Below are 17061 nucleotides of genomic sequence, written 5' to 3'. Positions count from 1 at the left end.
GATGGAATACAAGATTTTATACAAAGATGGCCGCGCAAAACGCGCGGAAATGAAAACGGTCCACGGAACCATCCAGACGCCTGTTTTCATGAATGTCGGCACGGTGGCGGCGATCAAGGGCGCGGTTTCGACCGATGATCTCCGCACGATCGGCACGCAGGTGGAACTTTCCAATACCTACCACCTCCATGTCCGTACCGGCGACAAGCTGATCCGACAGTTTGGCGGTCTGCACAAATTTATGAACTGGGATCGCCCGATCCTCACGGATTCCGGCGGATTTCAGGTGTTTTCCCTGGCGGGACTGCGGAAGATTAAAGAAGAGGGCGTTTATTTTAACTCCCACATCGATGGTCACAAGATTTTCATGGGACCGGAGGAAAGTATGCAGATTCAGTCCAACTTAGGTTCGACGATCGCGATGGCATTTGATGAGTGCCCGCCGAGTCTTGCCGATCGGGACTATGTACAGAAATCAGTGGAGCGCACGACGCGCTGGCTGGCGCGCTGCAAGGATGAGATGGCACGCCTCAATGCACTGCCGGATACGGTCAACCGGGAACAGCTCCTGTTTGGTATCAATCAGGGTGCGATTTACGAGGATATCCGTATCGAACACGCGAAGGAAATCAGCAAAATGAACCTCGATGGCTATGCGGTCGGAGGTCTGGCAGTTGGCGAGAGCCATGAGGAAATGTATCGGATTCTGGATGCAGTCGTTCCGCACCTGCCGGAGGACAAGCCGACTTATCTTATGGGCGTTGGCACACCGGCAAACATCCTGGAAGCGGTAGACCGGGGCGTCGATTTCTTTGACTGTGTGTACCCGTCCCGGAATGGACGCCACAGCCATGTATACACGAACCATGGCAAATTAAATCTCCTGAACAGCAAATATGAGCTGGATCCGCGCCCAATCGAGGAAGGCTGCGGCTGCCCGGCATGCCGTTCTTACTCCCGCGCATATATCCGCCACCTGTTTAAGGCGAAGGAAATGCTGGGGATGAGATTATGCGTCTTGCATAATTTGTATTTTTATAATAAAATGATGGAAGAGATTCGCGACGCGATCGAACATCACTGTTATGCTGAGTATAAAGCAAAGAAACTTGCAGGCATGATGGGTGAATCGAACTAAAGGAGGAAATATACCACATGAGCAGCACAAGCGGAATGATCGTTTACCTTGTATTTATCATTGCCATCTTCTATTTTATGGCAATCCGTCCACAGTCCAAGGAAAAGAAAAAACAGGCAGAACTGATGGCAACCGTAGCAGTAGGCGACAGCGTTCTGACATCCAGCGGCTTCTACGGCGTGATTATCGATATGACCGATGATACTGTAATCGTAGAATTCGGAAGCAACAAGAACTGCCGCATCCCGATGCGTAAGGATGCAATCGTTCAGGTTGAGAAACCGGAAGTCTAAGAAGAACGGTAAGAAAGTGAGAGGATCGCAGCTCCCGATGGGGGCGGCGGTCCTTTTTTTGTGTAACAGGAAATTCCTTGGAATTCCCTATGACACAAAAAGGCACTAACGTGCCAATGATGCGCACTCGCGCGAAGCAGAAACATGTCGCAAGCGACCGCGCTCGGCGCGAGAATGTGCCAAGGCACATTCTTTTTTATTTTACAGATAACCCCAGGTTATAGAATAAATTCCAAATTACTATATGGGGAATACCCGTTTTCCTTTGTCAGAAGATTGCAAAATAGGACGGAATCCGATATGATAAAAAGTAACCGTTTGAAACAAGGGAGGTATTTTATTATGAATTGCAATATTACTGTGATTCCGGGTGACGGAATCGGACCGGAGATTGTGAGAGAGGCATGCGGCGTGCTGGACAAGGTGGGCGCTGTCTACGGTCATACATTTAATTATACAAAAATCCTGATGGGCGGCTGTTCCATCGACGAGTACGGCGTACCGCTGACCGATGAGGCACTGGAGACCGCGAAAAAGAGTGATTCCGTCCTGCTCGGTGCAGTCGGCGGCAACGTGGGAAATTCCCGCTGGTACGATGTGGCTCCGAACCTGCGTCCGGAGGCCGGTCTTCTTGCCATCCGTAAAGGTCTGGGACTGTTCGCGAATATCCGCCCGGCATACCTCTACAAAGAGCTGGCAGATGCCTGCCCGCTAAAGAAAGAGATCATCGGCGACGGCTTCGATATGGTTATCATGCGTGAGCTGACCGGTGGTCTGTACTTCGGCGACCGTTACACGAAGGAGATTGATGGCGTGACGACCGCGGTAGATACCCTGACCTACAATGAAAATGAGATCCGCCGGATCGCAATCAAGGCATTCGATATCGCGATGAAGCGCCGCAAGAGCGTTATTAGCGTCGATAAGGCAAACGTACTGGATTCCTCCCGCCTGTGGAGAAAGGTAGTCGAGGAAGTTGCTAAAGATTATCCGGAAGTTACCCTGACCCATATGCTGGTTGATAACTGCGCGATGCAGCTTGTCATGAATCCGGGACAGTTCGACGTGATCCTGACTGAGAACATGTTTGGCGATATCCTTTCTGACGAGGCAAGCATGATTACCGGCTCCATCGGTATGCTGTCTTCAGCCAGCTTAAACGAGGGCAAATTTGGTCTCTATGAGCCGAGCCACGGTTCCGCACCGGACATCGCGGGCAAGGACATCGCAAACCCGATTGCAACTATTCTTTCTGCAGCGATGATGCTCCGCTATTCCTTCGATCTGGATAAGGAAGCAAAAGCCATCGAGGATGCCGTACAGCAGGTACTGACCGAGGGCTACCGTACCGTGGATATCATGGCGGATGGCTGCAAGCAGGTTGGAACCGTTGAGATGGGCAGGCTGATCTGTGAGAGAATTAAATAGAAAGATTGCAAAAATTTCATAAATGCGATAAAATCAAAGATAAACGTAAAAACCGCCCCTGTCACCAGGGGCGGAGGTCGTCGAAAGAGATAGAAGGAGACGAAAAGATGAAAAGTGATGCAGTAAGAAAAGGGATGCAGCAGGCACCTCACCGTTCTTTGTTTAATGCACTCGGTATGACGGAAGAGGAGATGAACAAACCTCTCGTCGGTATCGTAAGTTCTTATAATGAGATTGTTCCGGGACACATGAACCTGGACAAGATTGTAAATGCCGTGAAGCTGGGCGTAGCGATGGCTGGCGGCACACCGGTTGTATTTCCGGCGATCGCAGTCTGTGATGGTATCGCTATGGGACATGTCGGCATGAAATATTCCCTGGTTACCCGTGATCTGATCGCAGATTCCACCGAATGTATGGCGCTGGCACATCAGTTCGATGCGCTGGTTATGGTTCCAAACTGTGATAAAAACGTACCGGGACTTCTGATGGCAGCAGCCCGCGTCAATGTACCGACTGTATTTGTCAGCGGCGGTCCGATGTTAGCCGGTCATGTAAAGGGACAGAAGAGAAGTCTTTCCAGCATGTTCGAGGCAGTTGGTTCCTACGCAGCAGGCACCATGACGGAAGAAGATGTGAAAGAATTCGAATGTAAGGTCTGCCCGACCTGCGGTTCCTGTTCCGGTATGTACACCGCCAACAGCATGAACTGCTTAACAGAGGTACTCGGCATGGGTCTTCAGGGCAACGGTACGATCCCGGCAGTTTACTCCGAGCGAATCAAACTGGCAAAACACGCTGGTATGAAGGTTATGGAGATGTATGAGAAAAACATCCGTCCGAGAGATATTATGACAGAAAAGGCATTTTTAAATGCACTGACCGTGGATATGGCACTCGGATGTTCTACCAACAGTATGCTGCATCTTCCGGCGATTGCACATGAGGCAGGCGTAGACCTGAACATGGAGCTGGTCAATGAGATGAGCAAGCGCACCCCGAACCTGTGCCATCTGGCGCCGGCAGGTCCGACCTACATGGAGGATCTGAACGAGGCAGGCGGCGTGTATGCGGTTATGAATGAGCTGTCCAAGAAGAACCTTCTGAATCTGGACTGCATGACCGTAACCGGCAAGACCGTTGGCGAGAATATCAAGGGCTGTGTCAACAAGAATCCGGAGGTTATCCGCCCGATCGACAATCCGTACAGCCAGACTGGCGGTATCGCGATCCTGAAAGGAAACCTGGCACCGGATACAGGCGTTGTAAAACGTTCTGCCGTTGCACCGGAGATGCTGGTACATCAGGGACCGGCGCGTGTGTTTGACTGTGAGGAAGACGCGATTGCAGCGATCAAGGGCGGCAAGATCGTGGCTGGCGATGTTGTTGTCATCCGTTACGAGGGACCGAAGGGCGGTCCGGGCATGCGTGAGATGCTGAACCCGACTTCTGCCATCGCAGGTATGGGACTTGGTTCCAGCGTAGCTCTGATTACAGACGGACGTTTCTCCGGCGCATCCAGAGGTGCATCCATCGGACACGTTTCTCCGGAGGCGGCAGTCGGCGGACCGATCGCGCTGGTTGAGGAAGGCGATATTATTTCCATCGATATCAATAATAACTCCCTGAACGTACTCGTATCCGACGAGGAGCTGGCAGAGAGAAGAAAGAAATGGCAGCCGAGAGAACCGAAGGTTACGACCGGATACCTGGCACGTTACGCAGCGCTTGTAACGAGCGGAAACCGGGGCGCAATCCTGGAGGTTCCGAAGACACAGAAGTAATCATTGCGGGCTTCAGACAGGTGCTTTTGAGACGGAAAGTACTGCTTGATATGCATTTAAAATGGTTTAAGGAAGGAAAGCAGGTTAGACAGATGAAGACATTGACAGGAGCAGAGATTGTCATTGAATGCTTGAAAGAGCAGGGGGTAGACACGGTGTTCGGTTATCCGGGCGGCGCGATCCTCAACATTTATGATGCACTTTATAAACACAAGGATGAAATCACCCATATTTTGACCTCTCATGAACAGGGAGCGTCCCACGCGGCAGACGGCTACGCGAGAGCAACCGGTAAGGTCGGTGTGTGTATGGCGACATCCGGTCCGGGAGCTACAAACCTGGTTACGGGTATTGCAACGGCTAACCTGGATTCCATTCCGATGGTAGCCATCACCTGTAATGTAACGACAGGGCTTCTTGGAAAAGACAGCTTCCAGGAGATCGACATTCTGGGTGTTACCATGCCGATCACGAAATATAATTTTATCGTAAAGGATGTCACGAAGCTGGCAGATGTGATCCGTCGTGCGTTCGTGATCGCTAAGAGTGGCCGTCCGGGTCCGGTTCTGGTGGATATCACCAAGGATGTGACGGCAGCGGCCTGCGAGTACGAGCCGAAGGAACCGCAGCCGATCGAGCGCGAGACAGAGCTGATCCGTGAGGAAGACATGGAAAAGGCGATCGAGATGATCAAGGCGGCGAGAAAACCGTTTATTTTTGTCGGCGGCGGTGCAGTGGCGTCAGATGCTGCCAATGAATTAAGTGCATTTGCACATAAAATTCAGGCACCGGTGGGTGACAGCCTGATGGGTAAAGGTGCATTTGACGGAACCGATGTCCTTTATACCGGTATGATCGGTATGCACGGAACCAAGACATCCAACCTCGGTGTGGCAGAGTGCGATCTGCTGATCGTTGTAGGCGCGCGTTTCAGTGACCGTGTTGTGGGCGATCCGAACCATTTTGCAACCAATGCAAAGATTTTACACATAGATATCGATCCGGCGGAGATCAACAAAAATATCCAGACCGATGCGAGCATTATTGGCGATGTCAAGATTATTCTGCGTAAGTTAAACGCGCGTCTGGATCCGATGAACCATGACGAGTGGCTGAGTCACATTGAGCGTCTGAAAGATATGTACCCGCTCCGCTACAATAAGGAAGTTCTGACCGGTCCGTATATCATGGAAGAGATCTACAAGGTAACCGGCGGCGATGCGATCATCTGTACCGATGTCGGACAGCATCAGATGTGGGCGGCACAGTATTATAAATACAAACGTCCGAGACAGCTTCTGACCTCCGGCGGTCTGGGCACCATGGGCTACGGTCTGGGTGCAGCGATTGGTGCTAAGATGGGCTGTAAGGATAAGACGGTTATCAATATTGCCGGAGACGGCTGTTTCCGTATGAACATGAACGAGATTGCGACGGCAACCCGCTACAATATCCCGGTTATCGAGGTTGTATTTAACAACCATGTTCTGGGTATGGTGCGCCAGTGGCAGACCCTGTTCTATGGAAAACGCTATTCCCAGACGGAGCTTTACGATCAGATGGATTTCGTCAAGGTGGCAGAGGGCATGGGCGCGAAGGCATACCGTATCACGAAGAAAGAGGATGTGGAGCCGGTGCTGCGCGAGGCGATCAGCTTAAATATCCCGGTTATGATCGAGTGCCAGATCGGCAGCGATGACAAGGTATTCCCGATGGTTCCGGCTGGAAAACCGATCGAGGAAGCGTTTGATGAGATTGACTTACGCATCGAATAGTTGTAAAATGGGGGCAATTATCACATTTTTGTGTAAGACAGGAGGAGATTTATTATGAGCAGAGTCTATAACTTTTCGGCAGGTCCGGCAGTACTTCCGGAGGAGGTACTGAGAGAGGCAGCGGCAGAGATGCTGGATTACCAGGGCAGCGGCATGTCCGTCATGGAGATGAGCCACCGCTCCAAGGATTTCCAGGCCATCATTGATGATGCAGAGAAGGATCTGCGCGAATTGATGCAGATTCCGGACAATTACAAAGTATTATTCGTACAGGGCGGCGGCAATATGCAGTTCGCCATGGTTCCGATGAACCTGTTCAAAAATAAGGTGGGGGATTACATCATCACCGGACAGTGGGCAAAGAAAGCATATCAGGAGGCAAAGATGTTTGGTACCGCCAACGCGATTGCATCCAGCGCTGACAAGACCTTTTCCTACATCCCGGATTGTTCGGACCTTCCAGTGGATGAGGACGCAGATTACGTGTATATCTGCTTAAATAACACTATTTACGGAACCGTATACCACGAGCTTCCGAACACCAAGGGCAAGACACTGGTAGCAGACATCTCCTCCTGTTTCCTGTCAGAGCCGCTGGATGTGAGTAAGTTTGGTATTCTCTGGGGCGGTGTCCAGAAGAACGTAGGTCCGGCTGGTATGGCGATCGTCATCATCCGCGAGGATCTGATCACTGAGGATGTTCTTCCGGGAACACCAACCATGCTGCGCTACAAAACATACGCAGACAATGACTCTCTGTACAACACACCGCCTACATACACCATCTATATGTGCGGCAAGGTATTTAAATGGCTCAAGAAAATGGGCGGTTTAAGTGCCATGAAGGAGCGCAACGAGAAGAAGGCGAAGATCCTTTACGATTTCCTCGATGAGAGCAAGCTCTTCAAGGGTACTGTTGAGAAAAAGGATCGTTCCCTGATGAATGTACCGTTCATCACCGGCGATGCAGATCTGGATGCCCTGTTTGTCAAGGAAGCCAAAGAGGCAGGCTTTGTGAACTTAAAAGGTCACCGTACCGTCGGCGGTATGCGTGCCAGCATCTACAACGCAATGCCGATCGAGGGCGTTGAGAAATTAGTTGCTTTCATGCGTGAATTTGAGAAAAAACATACAAATTAGTCAATTTTAAAATTTATGCCATTGCTGCGGCGAAAGGGAGGGGGAATCCGTTCCTTTCTGCTGCAGCAGTGGACTTTTTAAAACAAAAACAGCCCGCGTATGGGAAGATTTGAAATTTTGAAAGAAAAGAGAGTTAAAAAATGAGAAAAATCCATTGCCTGAACCCGATTTCCAAGCTGGGAACCGGTTTACTGACCGAAAATTATGAGATGACTGACAACCTGGCGGAGGCAGAGGGCATTCTGGTCCGCAGTGCTGCTATGCATGATCTGGAACTTCCGAAGGGACTGCGTGCCGTTGCACGTGCCGGAGCGGGCGTCAACAACATTCCGCTTGACAAGTGTGCGGAGGCTGGTGTTGTCGTATTCAATACACCGGGCGCTAATGCAAACGGCGTCAAAGAGCTGGTGCTGGCTGGCATGCTGCTGGGAGCCAGAGACGTAGTCGGCGGCATCGACTGGTGCAAGGAGCAGAAGGACAATGAAAATATTTCCAAAGATATGGAGAAGGCGAAAAAGAAATTTGCCGGTCATGAGATCCGCGGCAAAAAGCTTGGCGTTATCGGACTGGGCGCCATCGGCGCAGAGGTTGCAAACGCAGCTGCAGCGCTTGGCATGGAAGTATACGGCTATGACCCGTTCATTTCTGTCAAAGCAGCGTGGATGCTTTCCAGAGACGTAAAGCACATCACATCTGTTGATACGATCTATCAGGAATGCGATTACATCACCGTTCATGTACCGCTGCTTGACAGCACCCGCCAGATGATCAACAAAGACAGCCTGGGACAGATGAAGGACGGCGTGGTTATCTTAAACTTTGCGCGTGACCTTCTGGTAAATGACGACGATATGGCAGAGGCGCTGGCTTCCGGTCGTGTAAAACGCTATATCACCGATTTCCCGAATGCAAAAGTAATGCAGATGCCGAACGTCATCGCAACCCCACATCTGGGCGCATCCACAGAAGAATCCGAGGATAACTGTGCCGTGATGGCAGTCAAAGAGCTGATGGATTACCTGGACAATGGTAATATCAAGAATTCCGTCAACTTCCCGAATTGCGATATGGGCGTGTGCACAACCGTAGGTCGTCTTGCACTTCTTCATAAGAACGTGCCGAACATGATCGGACAGATTTCCTCGATCCTGGCATCGACTGACATGAACATCGCAAACATGACGAACAAGAGCCGTGATAAATACGCTTATACGCTGGTTGATCTGGAGACCAAGGCAGACGCGGCGACGATTGAGAAGCTGAAAGCTATTCAGGGTATGATGCGCGTGCGCGTGATCAAATAATAAGTTTTATTGAAAACAGCCGGAGAAAGTGCGGTTTTGGGTGCACCTTTTCCGGCTGTATTTTTATGGATTGCAGAATGTTTTTATTGAAGAATCTCTGCATGGCTTTTTAACGTGATAATTATATGTATATATTGGTGAGAAACTGTCAGTGGCGGGTTATATTAAGCGACAGGATTGACTTGGTAAGAAAACTTTGTCATGGGGTGGAAAATTGATCGATACTAGGATCTTTCATTTCATAAACACGCGTCCATTCTTTGGTGCCTTCTTTCTTGACGGTCTCGGAGCGGTTTATCGCCAGAAAACGGATCAGTTCATAGCAGTCAATCCAGATTTCGTTGTTTCCTTCTTTCTGGGATTCGTCAAAAATGAGCTGCAATCCGAAATGCAGGTGCGGTTCAGCGATGTTGTTGGTGTTTTCAGTGCTGCTGTAGCCGGTGTGCCCGAGATAACCAATCACGTCCCCGGCGGTGACAAGGCTGCCCTCTTTTAGGTTTGACTGGTAGGGGTAGTCTTTGCGTAAATGTGCATAATAGTAGTATCGTTTCCCGTCAAAGCTGCGGATGCCGATGCGCCAGCCGCCGTACTGGTTCCAGCCGAGCGCCTCGACGCGCCCGGATTCCACAGCAATCACAGGCGTTCCCGTCTGCCCCATCATATCATGCCCGAGATGCCGTCTCCGGTAACCGTAGCTGCGGGAGACACCGAAATCGTCATAGTGGCTGTAGGGAAAGTTTTTCGCCAGTGGGAGAAACGCTTTCAGACCATATTTGGTAACCCAGACTTTTTCCTCACCGGAGGGAGTCAGGGGGACAGCGTCGGGATCGGAGAGAGTGGGGGCTGGGGGTTCGAGAGAAGTTTGTGTGTTGGATGAGGCTGAAGTTTCTGGTGAAGCTTGACTGGCTGAGTCGATTGTGTCTGTACCAGTTGTGGTTGCTGTTGTTGCTGCTGTTGTTGGTGGTGTCGTTGCGTAGGAAGTATTGGCAGCCGGATCCCCTTCCTGTATCTGCGCGTCCGCCAGTGCAAAAGCCGGTGCTTCCGATTTCGGAATCTCAATTTCATACAGTCCGACCATTCCATCCAGAACCGCGCCGTAAGCCTCACGATAATAGGCAAAAGAGGTCATATTTTTCGTCAATTCTTCCACTGTAACGCCATTTTGGAGCTGTTCGGCAGCTTCCGTCATATCGGACGCCTGATAATGCGAAAAATCGCCCCCGTAGCGCGCCCCCAGGTAGGCGAGCAGATCGACCCAGTTCAGGTGGAGATCCTGCTGGCAGGTATCAACATCATAGCGGAACGCCTGTGTCATGGCGTCGGCGGTCACATCGAAATCCACCCAGCGGATAAAATGTTCCGACGCATTCCCGACCGTGACCTGACGGCTGTTCGGACGCTGGAAGGACCAGCTGACAAAGAGCGCCGCAATGGCGCAGATTTCCAGTGCAATGATAACAGAACTTCGTTTCAAGACAGATCCCTCCTGTGCGATAGTATTTAAATGCGAAGCCACGGCAAATTCCGTTACTGGGCACGTATGCGTGAACAATAACATTTTTGCAATCTGATAAGATTGTATGAGAGGATGGGAGAAAGTATGAGTCCATCTTTGGAAAAATATGAGAAAAAGCGTTTGAGGCGAGGAAAAAGGATGGGCTGATTCAGGCAAACAGATTATACAAACAGATTATATCAGAGAGAAAAGTGATAGAAAAAATAGAAGAAAACAATAGATGACCTGCAGAGAGATAAAAAGGAGAGTAAATCATATATACAAGGAGGTACATGAAATGGAAAAGAAGGAAGAAAAGAAAAAGCCGTCCGGCTCATTCTCAGAAGTCTGGGACAAGCGCGGACAGGAGACGGATGCAGCCAATGATTTCCGGAAGAAAATCGAGATGGAGATCACCGAGGCACGCCCGGGCTATGCAGTTGGAGAGATTGTATTGAAACCGTGGCATATGAATATCTTAGGTATCGTGCACGGCGGCGTCCTGTATTCATTGGCGGATACCGTGGGCGGCACCGCAGCGATGACCGGGCGCGACTACGCAGTCCCGACCGTGGATGGCACGATCCATTATCTGAAAGCTGGAAAAAACACATCCAAAATCATCGCCCGGGCGCAGGAAATACAGAATGGTTATGCATTTTCGGTGTGCGAATGCAAGATTTATGATGATAAGGAGACGCTGCTGGCGTCGGCGACGATGACGTATTATCATTTGAGGAAGAGGTAGAGCTGCAAGATACAATCACAGCTCTATCACACTCCCATCCTCCGGTACCAGCAAATCCCCATGATAATAGGCTTCCCCTTCAGCGCGGTACAAAGCAGCGCGTTCCGGATAAGTCTTATCTTCAGTGTGCCACAGAATCAAATGCTGCGCACCGAGGCGTTCGGCGAGTTCGCAGGCATCTTTGACGGTGCTGTGGTGTTTTTCATAAGGGGAGAAGATTTTCCGGTCGCGGTAGAGGCAGAAGGCTTCGTGGAAAAGCCAGTCGGCGCCTTTGGCAAATTCTTCGCAGAGCGGGTTCAGCGGTTCGTCGCCCGGGCAGCAGACGATCTTGCCGCCCGGCAGCACAGCGCGGAAGCCGAACTGGCGCGCCTTGGTCGAATGAATGTCAAAGAAGGTGACCTCCATATCGAGAATCTGCCGGGTTTCGCGGTCAGAAATCGGGATGAGCTGGATCGGATCGCCGATCAGGTCGCAGAATTTCTTCTGGAGTGTCAGGCGGCAGAAGGTCTGAATCGTGTCGATCAGGCCGTCGTGGCAGTAAATATGAAAAATTCCCTCATAATTTCCCTTTTTGATGGCAGTGCCAATCATCCGGATCATCCAGATCACGCCGAGAATGTGGTCGGTGTGTTCGTGTGTCACGAAGAGATGATGGATGCGGTTTAATGGAACCTGCATTTCTTCCAGAATCCGCAGGATGCCATTGCCGCCGCCGGCGTCTGTCATGAAATATTCCTCGCCGGAGCGGATGGCGAAGCAGGTATTATAATAACGTGTCATCGTGGCGTTGCCGGTGCCAAACACGTAGAGAGTGTGTGGTTGCGTCATGAATGTTCCTCCTGTATTTATGTAAAAATATGTTTCTGTTCACGGGTAGGCACTTTTGGAACCGAAAGTGCCGTAAGAAAACATGGTGGCAGCAGGAATTTGCCGTATTTAAATGCGAAGCCACGGCAAATTCTGTTACTGGGCACGTATGCGTGTACAGTAACAAAAGTATGTTTCTGTTCACGAGTAGGCACTTTTGGAACCGAAAGTGCCGAAAATATATTTTGACCCTGATCTGAATCTATGCTACTATAAATCTATCAAAAAGGCAAATGCAATGTAGATAATGTGCTGTTTACCCAAAGCGAGCGCGACGATAACGAGTCACGACAATATCCGGGCAGACAGCGCAGTTTGGGAGCTGATAACATGAGGGATTTAGCATATTTGAAGCTGCTTTCGCGGGAGTATCCGAATATCCGGGCGGCGGCGAGTGATATTATTAATTTACAGGCAATCTGTGGACTTCCGAAGGGCACGGAATATTTTTTCAGTGACCTGCACGGTGAGCATGAGGCGTTTATTTATCTGCTCCGCAGTTCGTCGGGTATTATCCGGGAGAAGATCCGCGAGACATTTGGACATATTATTTCGGAGGAGGACGAGGTACGGCTGGCGAACCTTATCTATTATCCGGAAAAAATGATCAATCAGATCAAACAGGCGAACGAATACACGGAGGACTGGCAGAAGACGGCGGTCTACCGTCTGGTGCAGATCTGCCGGGAGGTTTCGTCGAAATACACCCGTTCCAAGGTAAGAAAAAAGATGCCGAGGGAATTTTCGGGTGTGATCGATGAGCTTTTATATGTCGATAATACCGATGACAATAAGACGGAGTATTACAGCGAACTCATCAATACCCTGATTGACGTCCGGGTGGCGGACAGCTTTATTGTCGTGATCTGCAGCCTGATCCGGAGTCTGACGATCGATAATCTTCATATCCTGGGCGATATATTTGACCGTGGTCCGAGGCCAGATATCATTCTGGAGGAACTGATGCATTTCCATGATGTGGATATCCAGTGGGGCAATCATGATATTTCGTGGATGGGCGCGGCGACGGGCAACCGGGCGTGTATCTGCAATGTTTTGCGTATGGCGCTCGGTTACAATGGATTTGATGTATTGGAGGACGGCTACGGAATTAACCTGCGCCCGCTGTCGATGTTTGCGGAGCGCGTGTACCGGGACGATCCGTGTACCTGTTTTCTGCCGCAGATTCTTGACAAAAATATTTACGACGCAGTGGATCCGAAGCTGGCGGCGAAGATGCACAAGGCGATCGCGGTGTTACAGTATAAGGAAGAGGGGCAGATCATCAAGCGCCATCCGGAGTACGGGATGGAAGAGCGGATACTTCTGTCAGCGATTCGTTATGACCGCGGCACGGTCACGATCGATGGAAAAGAGTATCCGATGCGCGACATGAATTTCCCGACGGTGGATCCGGCGGATCCGCTGCGGCTGACGGACGAAGAGGAAGAGCTGCTTCACACGCTGGAGCTGTCGTTCCGCCACAATGCACGGCTGCATGAGCATGTCCGTTTCCTATATTCCAACGGAAGCATGTATAAATGCTGCAATTCCAACCTGCTCTATCACGGCTGTATCCCGATGACGGAGAATCGGGAATTTGACGGTCTGATGGTGGGCGGCAAGATGTACCGCGGCAAGGAATTGATGGATTTTATTGACACACAGGTTAAAAATGCCTATTTTCTTCCAGAGGACGCGCCGGAGAAGGAGGCGTGCCGCGATTTTATGTGGTATCTGTGGAATGGTGCGAAATCGCCGGTATTTGGAAAGGACAAAAACCGCAGCTTTGAGCATTATTTCATTGAGGATCCGGAAGTGATGAGAGAGACGATGAACCCGTATTACCAGCTCAGTGAGGAAGAAGAGACCTGCGATATGATTTTGAAGGAATTTGGACTTCCGACGAAGGGATCGCATATCATCAACGGGCATATGCCGGTGAAGATTAAGAGTGGAGAGACACCGATCCGGGCTGGCGGCAAGCTCTTCATCATTGACGGCGGGCTGTCGAAAGCCTACCAGGAGCGGACGGGAATCGCCGGATATACGTTGATTTTCAATTCGCACCATCTCGCGCTTGCGGAACACAAGCCATTTGACCCGGAGCGCGAGCGGACGCCGAAGGTATATATTGTGGAGAAAATGCAGAAGCGCATCACAGTGGCGGATACCGACGAGGGCAAGGAGCTGGCGGGTCGCATCGAGGATCTGAAAGAGCTCTTGAAAGCGTACCGGAGCGGACTTTTGAAAGAGCGCGTGCGCTGAGGCAGTTGAAAAGGACGGGAACTGGAAGCTTGTTTCTTTCGGCTGGGTAAAACGGGAGAAGCGGGACGGTTTGAGGAATAAGGAGACAAGATGAGAAAGACAGAGTTTTTACAGGAGCTTCGGGAGGCGCTGGACGGCGAGGTTTCGGCTTCAGTCATCCAGAGCAACATAAGCTATTACGATCAGTATATCCGCCAGGAGGCGGCGAAAGGGCGCAGGGAGGAAGAAGTGATCGAGGAGATCGGCAGCCCACGCCTGATTGCGAAAACCATTATCGACAGCAGCGAGGGCGCTGGGGAGACCGGCCAGGGCGGTTCGTACACTTCGGGAGACGCTGCCGGGAGCGGGCGCACAGCGTCCTCCTACAACGGCGGTTTTTCGGAGCGGGACGACAGCGGTCTGCCGCCGAACTTCCATTACATCGATTTGAACAAATGGTACTGGAAGGTGATTCTCAGCGTGGTGGTTATCGCGATCTTATTTGTGCTGTTTGCACTGGTCGGAGGTATTTTCACCATCCTGATTCATCTGGCGGGACCGATTCTTCTGATTTGGCTGATCTATACATTTATTAAGAATATTTGGAAATAGAAAAGAACCCCTGCCGCCGGCTGTGAGGGATGACCGGAGCGGGGGTTCTTTTCTTGTTTTCTCGCAAACATATGGAGGTTTATTGAGTTGAAAAATGTTGTATTATGGAACATTTCAGAGGGAGTTTCCATAATACAAAAAAAGCACTTGTCATGCCGTCTTTGGCAAACAAATGCTTTTTAGCTGGGCTACAAGGATTCGAACCTTGAAAATGACGGAGTCAGAGTCCGTTGCCTTACCATTTGGCGATAGCCCAATGAATTGAACGATTTGTATTATACTGTAAGGGAACAGATTCGTCAACTACTTTTTTCGCTTTTTTGATAATTTTTTTTGTTTGGGCGGCTGCTGTGGCAGAAACCGCGCCATGCGTCCGGCAAATTCTGCAATATTCTGGGTCTGTAAGTAGACAACGTGGTTCGAATCGGATATAATGAGTTTCATGACAGAATGTTAAGGCAATATAGGACGAAACGGCAGATGGCGGATGCGCGGAGATGGTGCGGGGAGCCGGAAGCCGGAAAGGAAAAGAGAGCGATATGTATACATTTGACAGCCGGGTCCGGTACAGTGAGACGGATGAAGAGGGAAATCTTTCTGTAGTGGGAATCATGAATTATCTTCAGGATTGTTCGACGTTCCAGTCGGAGGATCTGAAACTCGGAATTTCCTATCTGAATGAGGAAAAACGGGCGTGGTGGCTGAGCGGATGGCAGATAGAGATTCTCAGACAGCCGCATTTTGGCGAGCGGATCCGTATTTCGACCTGGCCGTATGGGTTTAAGGGAATCTATGGCTACCGGAATTTCACGATCGAGGATGAGATGGGAAACCCGCTGGTGCGGGCGGATTCGACCTGGTTTTACTACGATCTGGAAAAAGGATGCCCGGTGCGGGTGCCGGAAAGCCAGTTGGAGGGCTACCAGATTGAAGATAAACCGCTTGCAATGCCGCCAGCGCCGAAGAAAATCCGCCTGCCTGAGACGTATGAGACGGCGGCGCCGGTCACGGTGGAACGCCATCATCTCGATACGAACCGGCACGTGAACAATGCACAGTATGTGGCGATTGCGCGTGAATTGCTGCCTGTGGACTTTGCACTCGGAGAACTGCGGGTGGAGTACCGGAAGGCGGCAGTGCTTGGGAATGTGATGTACCCGAAACTGGCGCAGGTGCCGGAAGGATACGTGGTATCGCTGCAGGATGCGGAAGGTCAGGTGTATGCGAATTTGTGGCTGGCAAGGACTGGTTTGTAAAGAGTTTGTATGTAGCAGTGAAGAAACTGAATCATTGCAGCCGAAGAAAGATTCGGCGTGGATTGTCTGCCAGTGAATGAAAAATGCAACCGTTAAATAAAAAAAGAGATCGGCAGAAAAGAGAGGACGAATGACATGATTGAACTGGGAAGAGTACAGGAACTGATGGTAGTGCGGGAGAAAAACTTCGGCGTGTATCTGGGACAGAAGAAAGATGATGCGGCGGCGGTCCTGCTTCCGAAGAAACAGGTGCCGGAGGGCACAAAAGTGGGCGATAAGCTCAAGGTATTTATTTATAAAGATTCCGAGGATCGCCTGATTGCGACGACCTCGATGCCGAAGCTGGAACTGGGCGGGACGGCGGTTTTGAAGGTCAAGGATGTATCGAAGATCGGCGCCTTTCTCGATATGGGGCTGGAAAAAGATCTGCTGCTCCCGTTTAAAGAGCAGGTATATCCGGTTCGCGCCGGGGAAGAGTGCCTGGTAGCGCTGTATATCGATAAGAGCGGTCGTCTGGCGGCGACGATGAAGGTATATTCGTATCTTTGCAGTGATGCGCCGTACAAGAAGGACGAGTGGACCGAGGGACGCGTCTATGAGATCAATGAAAATCTGGGCGTGTTCGTGGCAGTGGCAGACCGCTATTTCGGTCTGATTCCGAACCGTGAGCTGTATGGAAAATGCCGTCTGGGCGAGGTTTTAAAGGTACGCGTGACGAAGGTGCGCGAGGATGGAAAAATGGATTTGAGCCTGCGCGAGGTGGCGTACCGTCAGATGAATGCGGATGCCGAGGCGGTGCTGGCACGTCTGAAAGAAAAAAACGGCGTTCTGCCGTTTAATGACCGCGCGGAGCCGGAGATTATCCGCCGCGAATTTAATCTAAGCAAAAACGCGTTCAAGCGTGCGGTTGGACACCTTTTAAAAGAAGGAAAAGTAGAGGTAAACGAAGATTCTATCCGTTTAAAATAAAAGAC

At 50.6% G+C, this 17061-nt stretch carries 14 protein-coding genes and 1 tRNA gene; 12 read left to right on the top strand and 3 right to left on the bottom strand.

What is annotated here, in order from left to right:
• The first annotated feature begins 1 nt into the window (after nucleotide 1).
• The 7 genes from tgt (at nucleotide 2) to DWX68_RS09665 (ending at nucleotide 8862) form a co-directional block, all read left to right on the top strand.
• On the top strand, nucleotides 2-1138 hold the full coding sequence (tgt, locus tag DWX68_RS09695) for a tRNA guanosine(34) transglycosylase Tgt (protein ID WP_022359869.1): 1137 nt from the start codon (nucleotides 2-4) through the stop codon (nucleotides 1136-1138).
• A gap of 17 nt (nucleotides 1139-1155) precedes the next feature.
• Nucleotides 1156-1431 (top strand): preprotein translocase subunit YajC, encoded by a 276-nt coding sequence (gene yajC, locus DWX68_RS09690; RefSeq protein WP_022359870.1) that lies wholly within the window; start codon nucleotides 1156-1158, stop codon nucleotides 1429-1431.
• A gap of 342 nt (nucleotides 1432-1773) precedes the next feature.
• Nucleotides 1774-2859: a 3-isopropylmalate dehydrogenase gene (gene leuB / locus DWX68_RS09685; RefSeq protein WP_117796026.1), complete on the top strand. Its 1086-nt coding sequence runs from the start codon at nucleotides 1774-1776 to the stop codon at nucleotides 2857-2859.
• Between the two features lie 107 nt (nucleotides 2860-2966).
• The gene (gene ilvD / locus DWX68_RS09680; protein ID WP_107001470.1) at nucleotides 2967-4643 is read left to right on the top strand and encodes a dihydroxy-acid dehydratase; all 1677 of its coding nucleotides are present in this window, start codon (nucleotides 2967-2969) and stop codon (nucleotides 4641-4643) included.
• A gap of 92 nt (nucleotides 4644-4735) precedes the next feature.
• Nucleotides 4736-6418: a biosynthetic-type acetolactate synthase large subunit gene (gene ilvB / locus DWX68_RS09675; protein ID WP_107001471.1), complete on the top strand. Its 1683-nt coding sequence runs from the start codon at nucleotides 4736-4738 to the stop codon at nucleotides 6416-6418.
• A gap of 54 nt (nucleotides 6419-6472) precedes the next feature.
• Complete coding sequence (serC, locus tag DWX68_RS09670) at nucleotides 6473-7558, top strand: 3-phosphoserine/phosphohydroxythreonine transaminase (RefSeq protein ID WP_118629249.1); 1086 nt, start codon at nucleotides 6473-6475, stop codon at nucleotides 7556-7558.
• A gap of 140 nt (nucleotides 7559-7698) precedes the next feature.
• Complete coding sequence (locus tag DWX68_RS09665; RefSeq protein ID WP_022359875.1) at nucleotides 7699-8862, top strand: phosphoglycerate dehydrogenase; 1164 nt, start codon at nucleotides 7699-7701, stop codon at nucleotides 8860-8862.
• 199 nt (nucleotides 8863-9061) lie between these two features.
• Here DWX68_RS09665 and DWX68_RS09660 read toward each other — a convergent pair whose 3' ends face one another.
• The gene (locus DWX68_RS09660) at nucleotides 9062-10336 is read right to left on the bottom strand and encodes a M23 family metallopeptidase (RefSeq protein WP_243027683.1); all 1275 of its coding nucleotides are present in this window, start codon (nucleotides 10334-10336) and stop codon (nucleotides 9062-9064) included.
• Nucleotides 10337-10655: 319 nt separating this feature from the next.
• Between DWX68_RS09660 and DWX68_RS09655 the strand changes: the two genes are divergently transcribed.
• On the top strand, nucleotides 10656-11105 hold the full coding sequence (locus DWX68_RS09655) for a PaaI family thioesterase (RefSeq protein ID WP_182427970.1): 450 nt from the start codon (nucleotides 10656-10658) through the stop codon (nucleotides 11103-11105).
• Between the two features lie 15 nt (nucleotides 11106-11120).
• On the opposite strand, the gene DWX68_RS09650 is transcribed toward DWX68_RS09655, so the two are convergent.
• Nucleotides 11121-11933 (bottom strand): MBL fold metallo-hydrolase, encoded by an 813-nt coding sequence (locus DWX68_RS09650; RefSeq protein WP_118629243.1) that lies wholly within the window; start codon nucleotides 11931-11933, stop codon nucleotides 11121-11123.
• Between the two features lie 369 nt (nucleotides 11934-12302).
• Between DWX68_RS09650 and DWX68_RS09645 the strand changes: the two genes are divergently transcribed.
• Nucleotides 12303-14240: a fructose-1,6-bisphosphatase gene (locus DWX68_RS09645; RefSeq protein WP_118469418.1), complete on the top strand. Its 1938-nt coding sequence runs from the start codon at nucleotides 12303-12305 to the stop codon at nucleotides 14238-14240.
• 90 nt (nucleotides 14241-14330) lie between these two features.
• Complete coding sequence (locus DWX68_RS09640; RefSeq protein WP_118469419.1) at nucleotides 14331-14831, top strand: DUF1700 domain-containing protein; 501 nt, start codon at nucleotides 14331-14333, stop codon at nucleotides 14829-14831.
• Nucleotides 14832-15014: 183 nt separating this feature from the next.
• Here the strand turns inward: DWX68_RS09640 and DWX68_RS09635 are convergent.
• A tRNA-Gln gene (locus tag DWX68_RS09635) sits at nucleotides 15015-15087 on the bottom strand.
• 283 nt (nucleotides 15088-15370) lie between these two features.
• Between DWX68_RS09635 and DWX68_RS09630 the strand changes: the two genes are divergently transcribed.
• Together DWX68_RS09630 and DWX68_RS09625 are read left to right on the top strand one after the other, a co-directional pair.
• Nucleotides 15371-16087, top strand: a complete 717-nt coding sequence (locus DWX68_RS09630; protein WP_118293429.1) for an acyl-ACP thioesterase domain-containing protein — start codon at nucleotides 15371-15373, stop codon at nucleotides 16085-16087.
• Between the two features lie 135 nt (nucleotides 16088-16222).
• Nucleotides 16223-17056, top strand: coding sequence for a S1-like domain-containing RNA-binding protein (locus DWX68_RS09625; protein WP_107001477.1), 834 nt, complete (start codon nucleotides 16223-16225; stop codon nucleotides 17054-17056).
• Nucleotides 17057-17061: the final 5 nt, after the last annotated feature.

This window comes from Clostridium sp. AF20-7 (genome assembly GCF_003479275.1).
GTDB lineage: Bacteria > Bacillota > Clostridia > Lachnospirales > Lachnospiraceae > Otoolea > Otoolea fessa.
The sequence above is the reverse complement of the archived record's forward strand: the minus strand, read 5'-3'. Positions and strand labels throughout refer to the sequence as shown.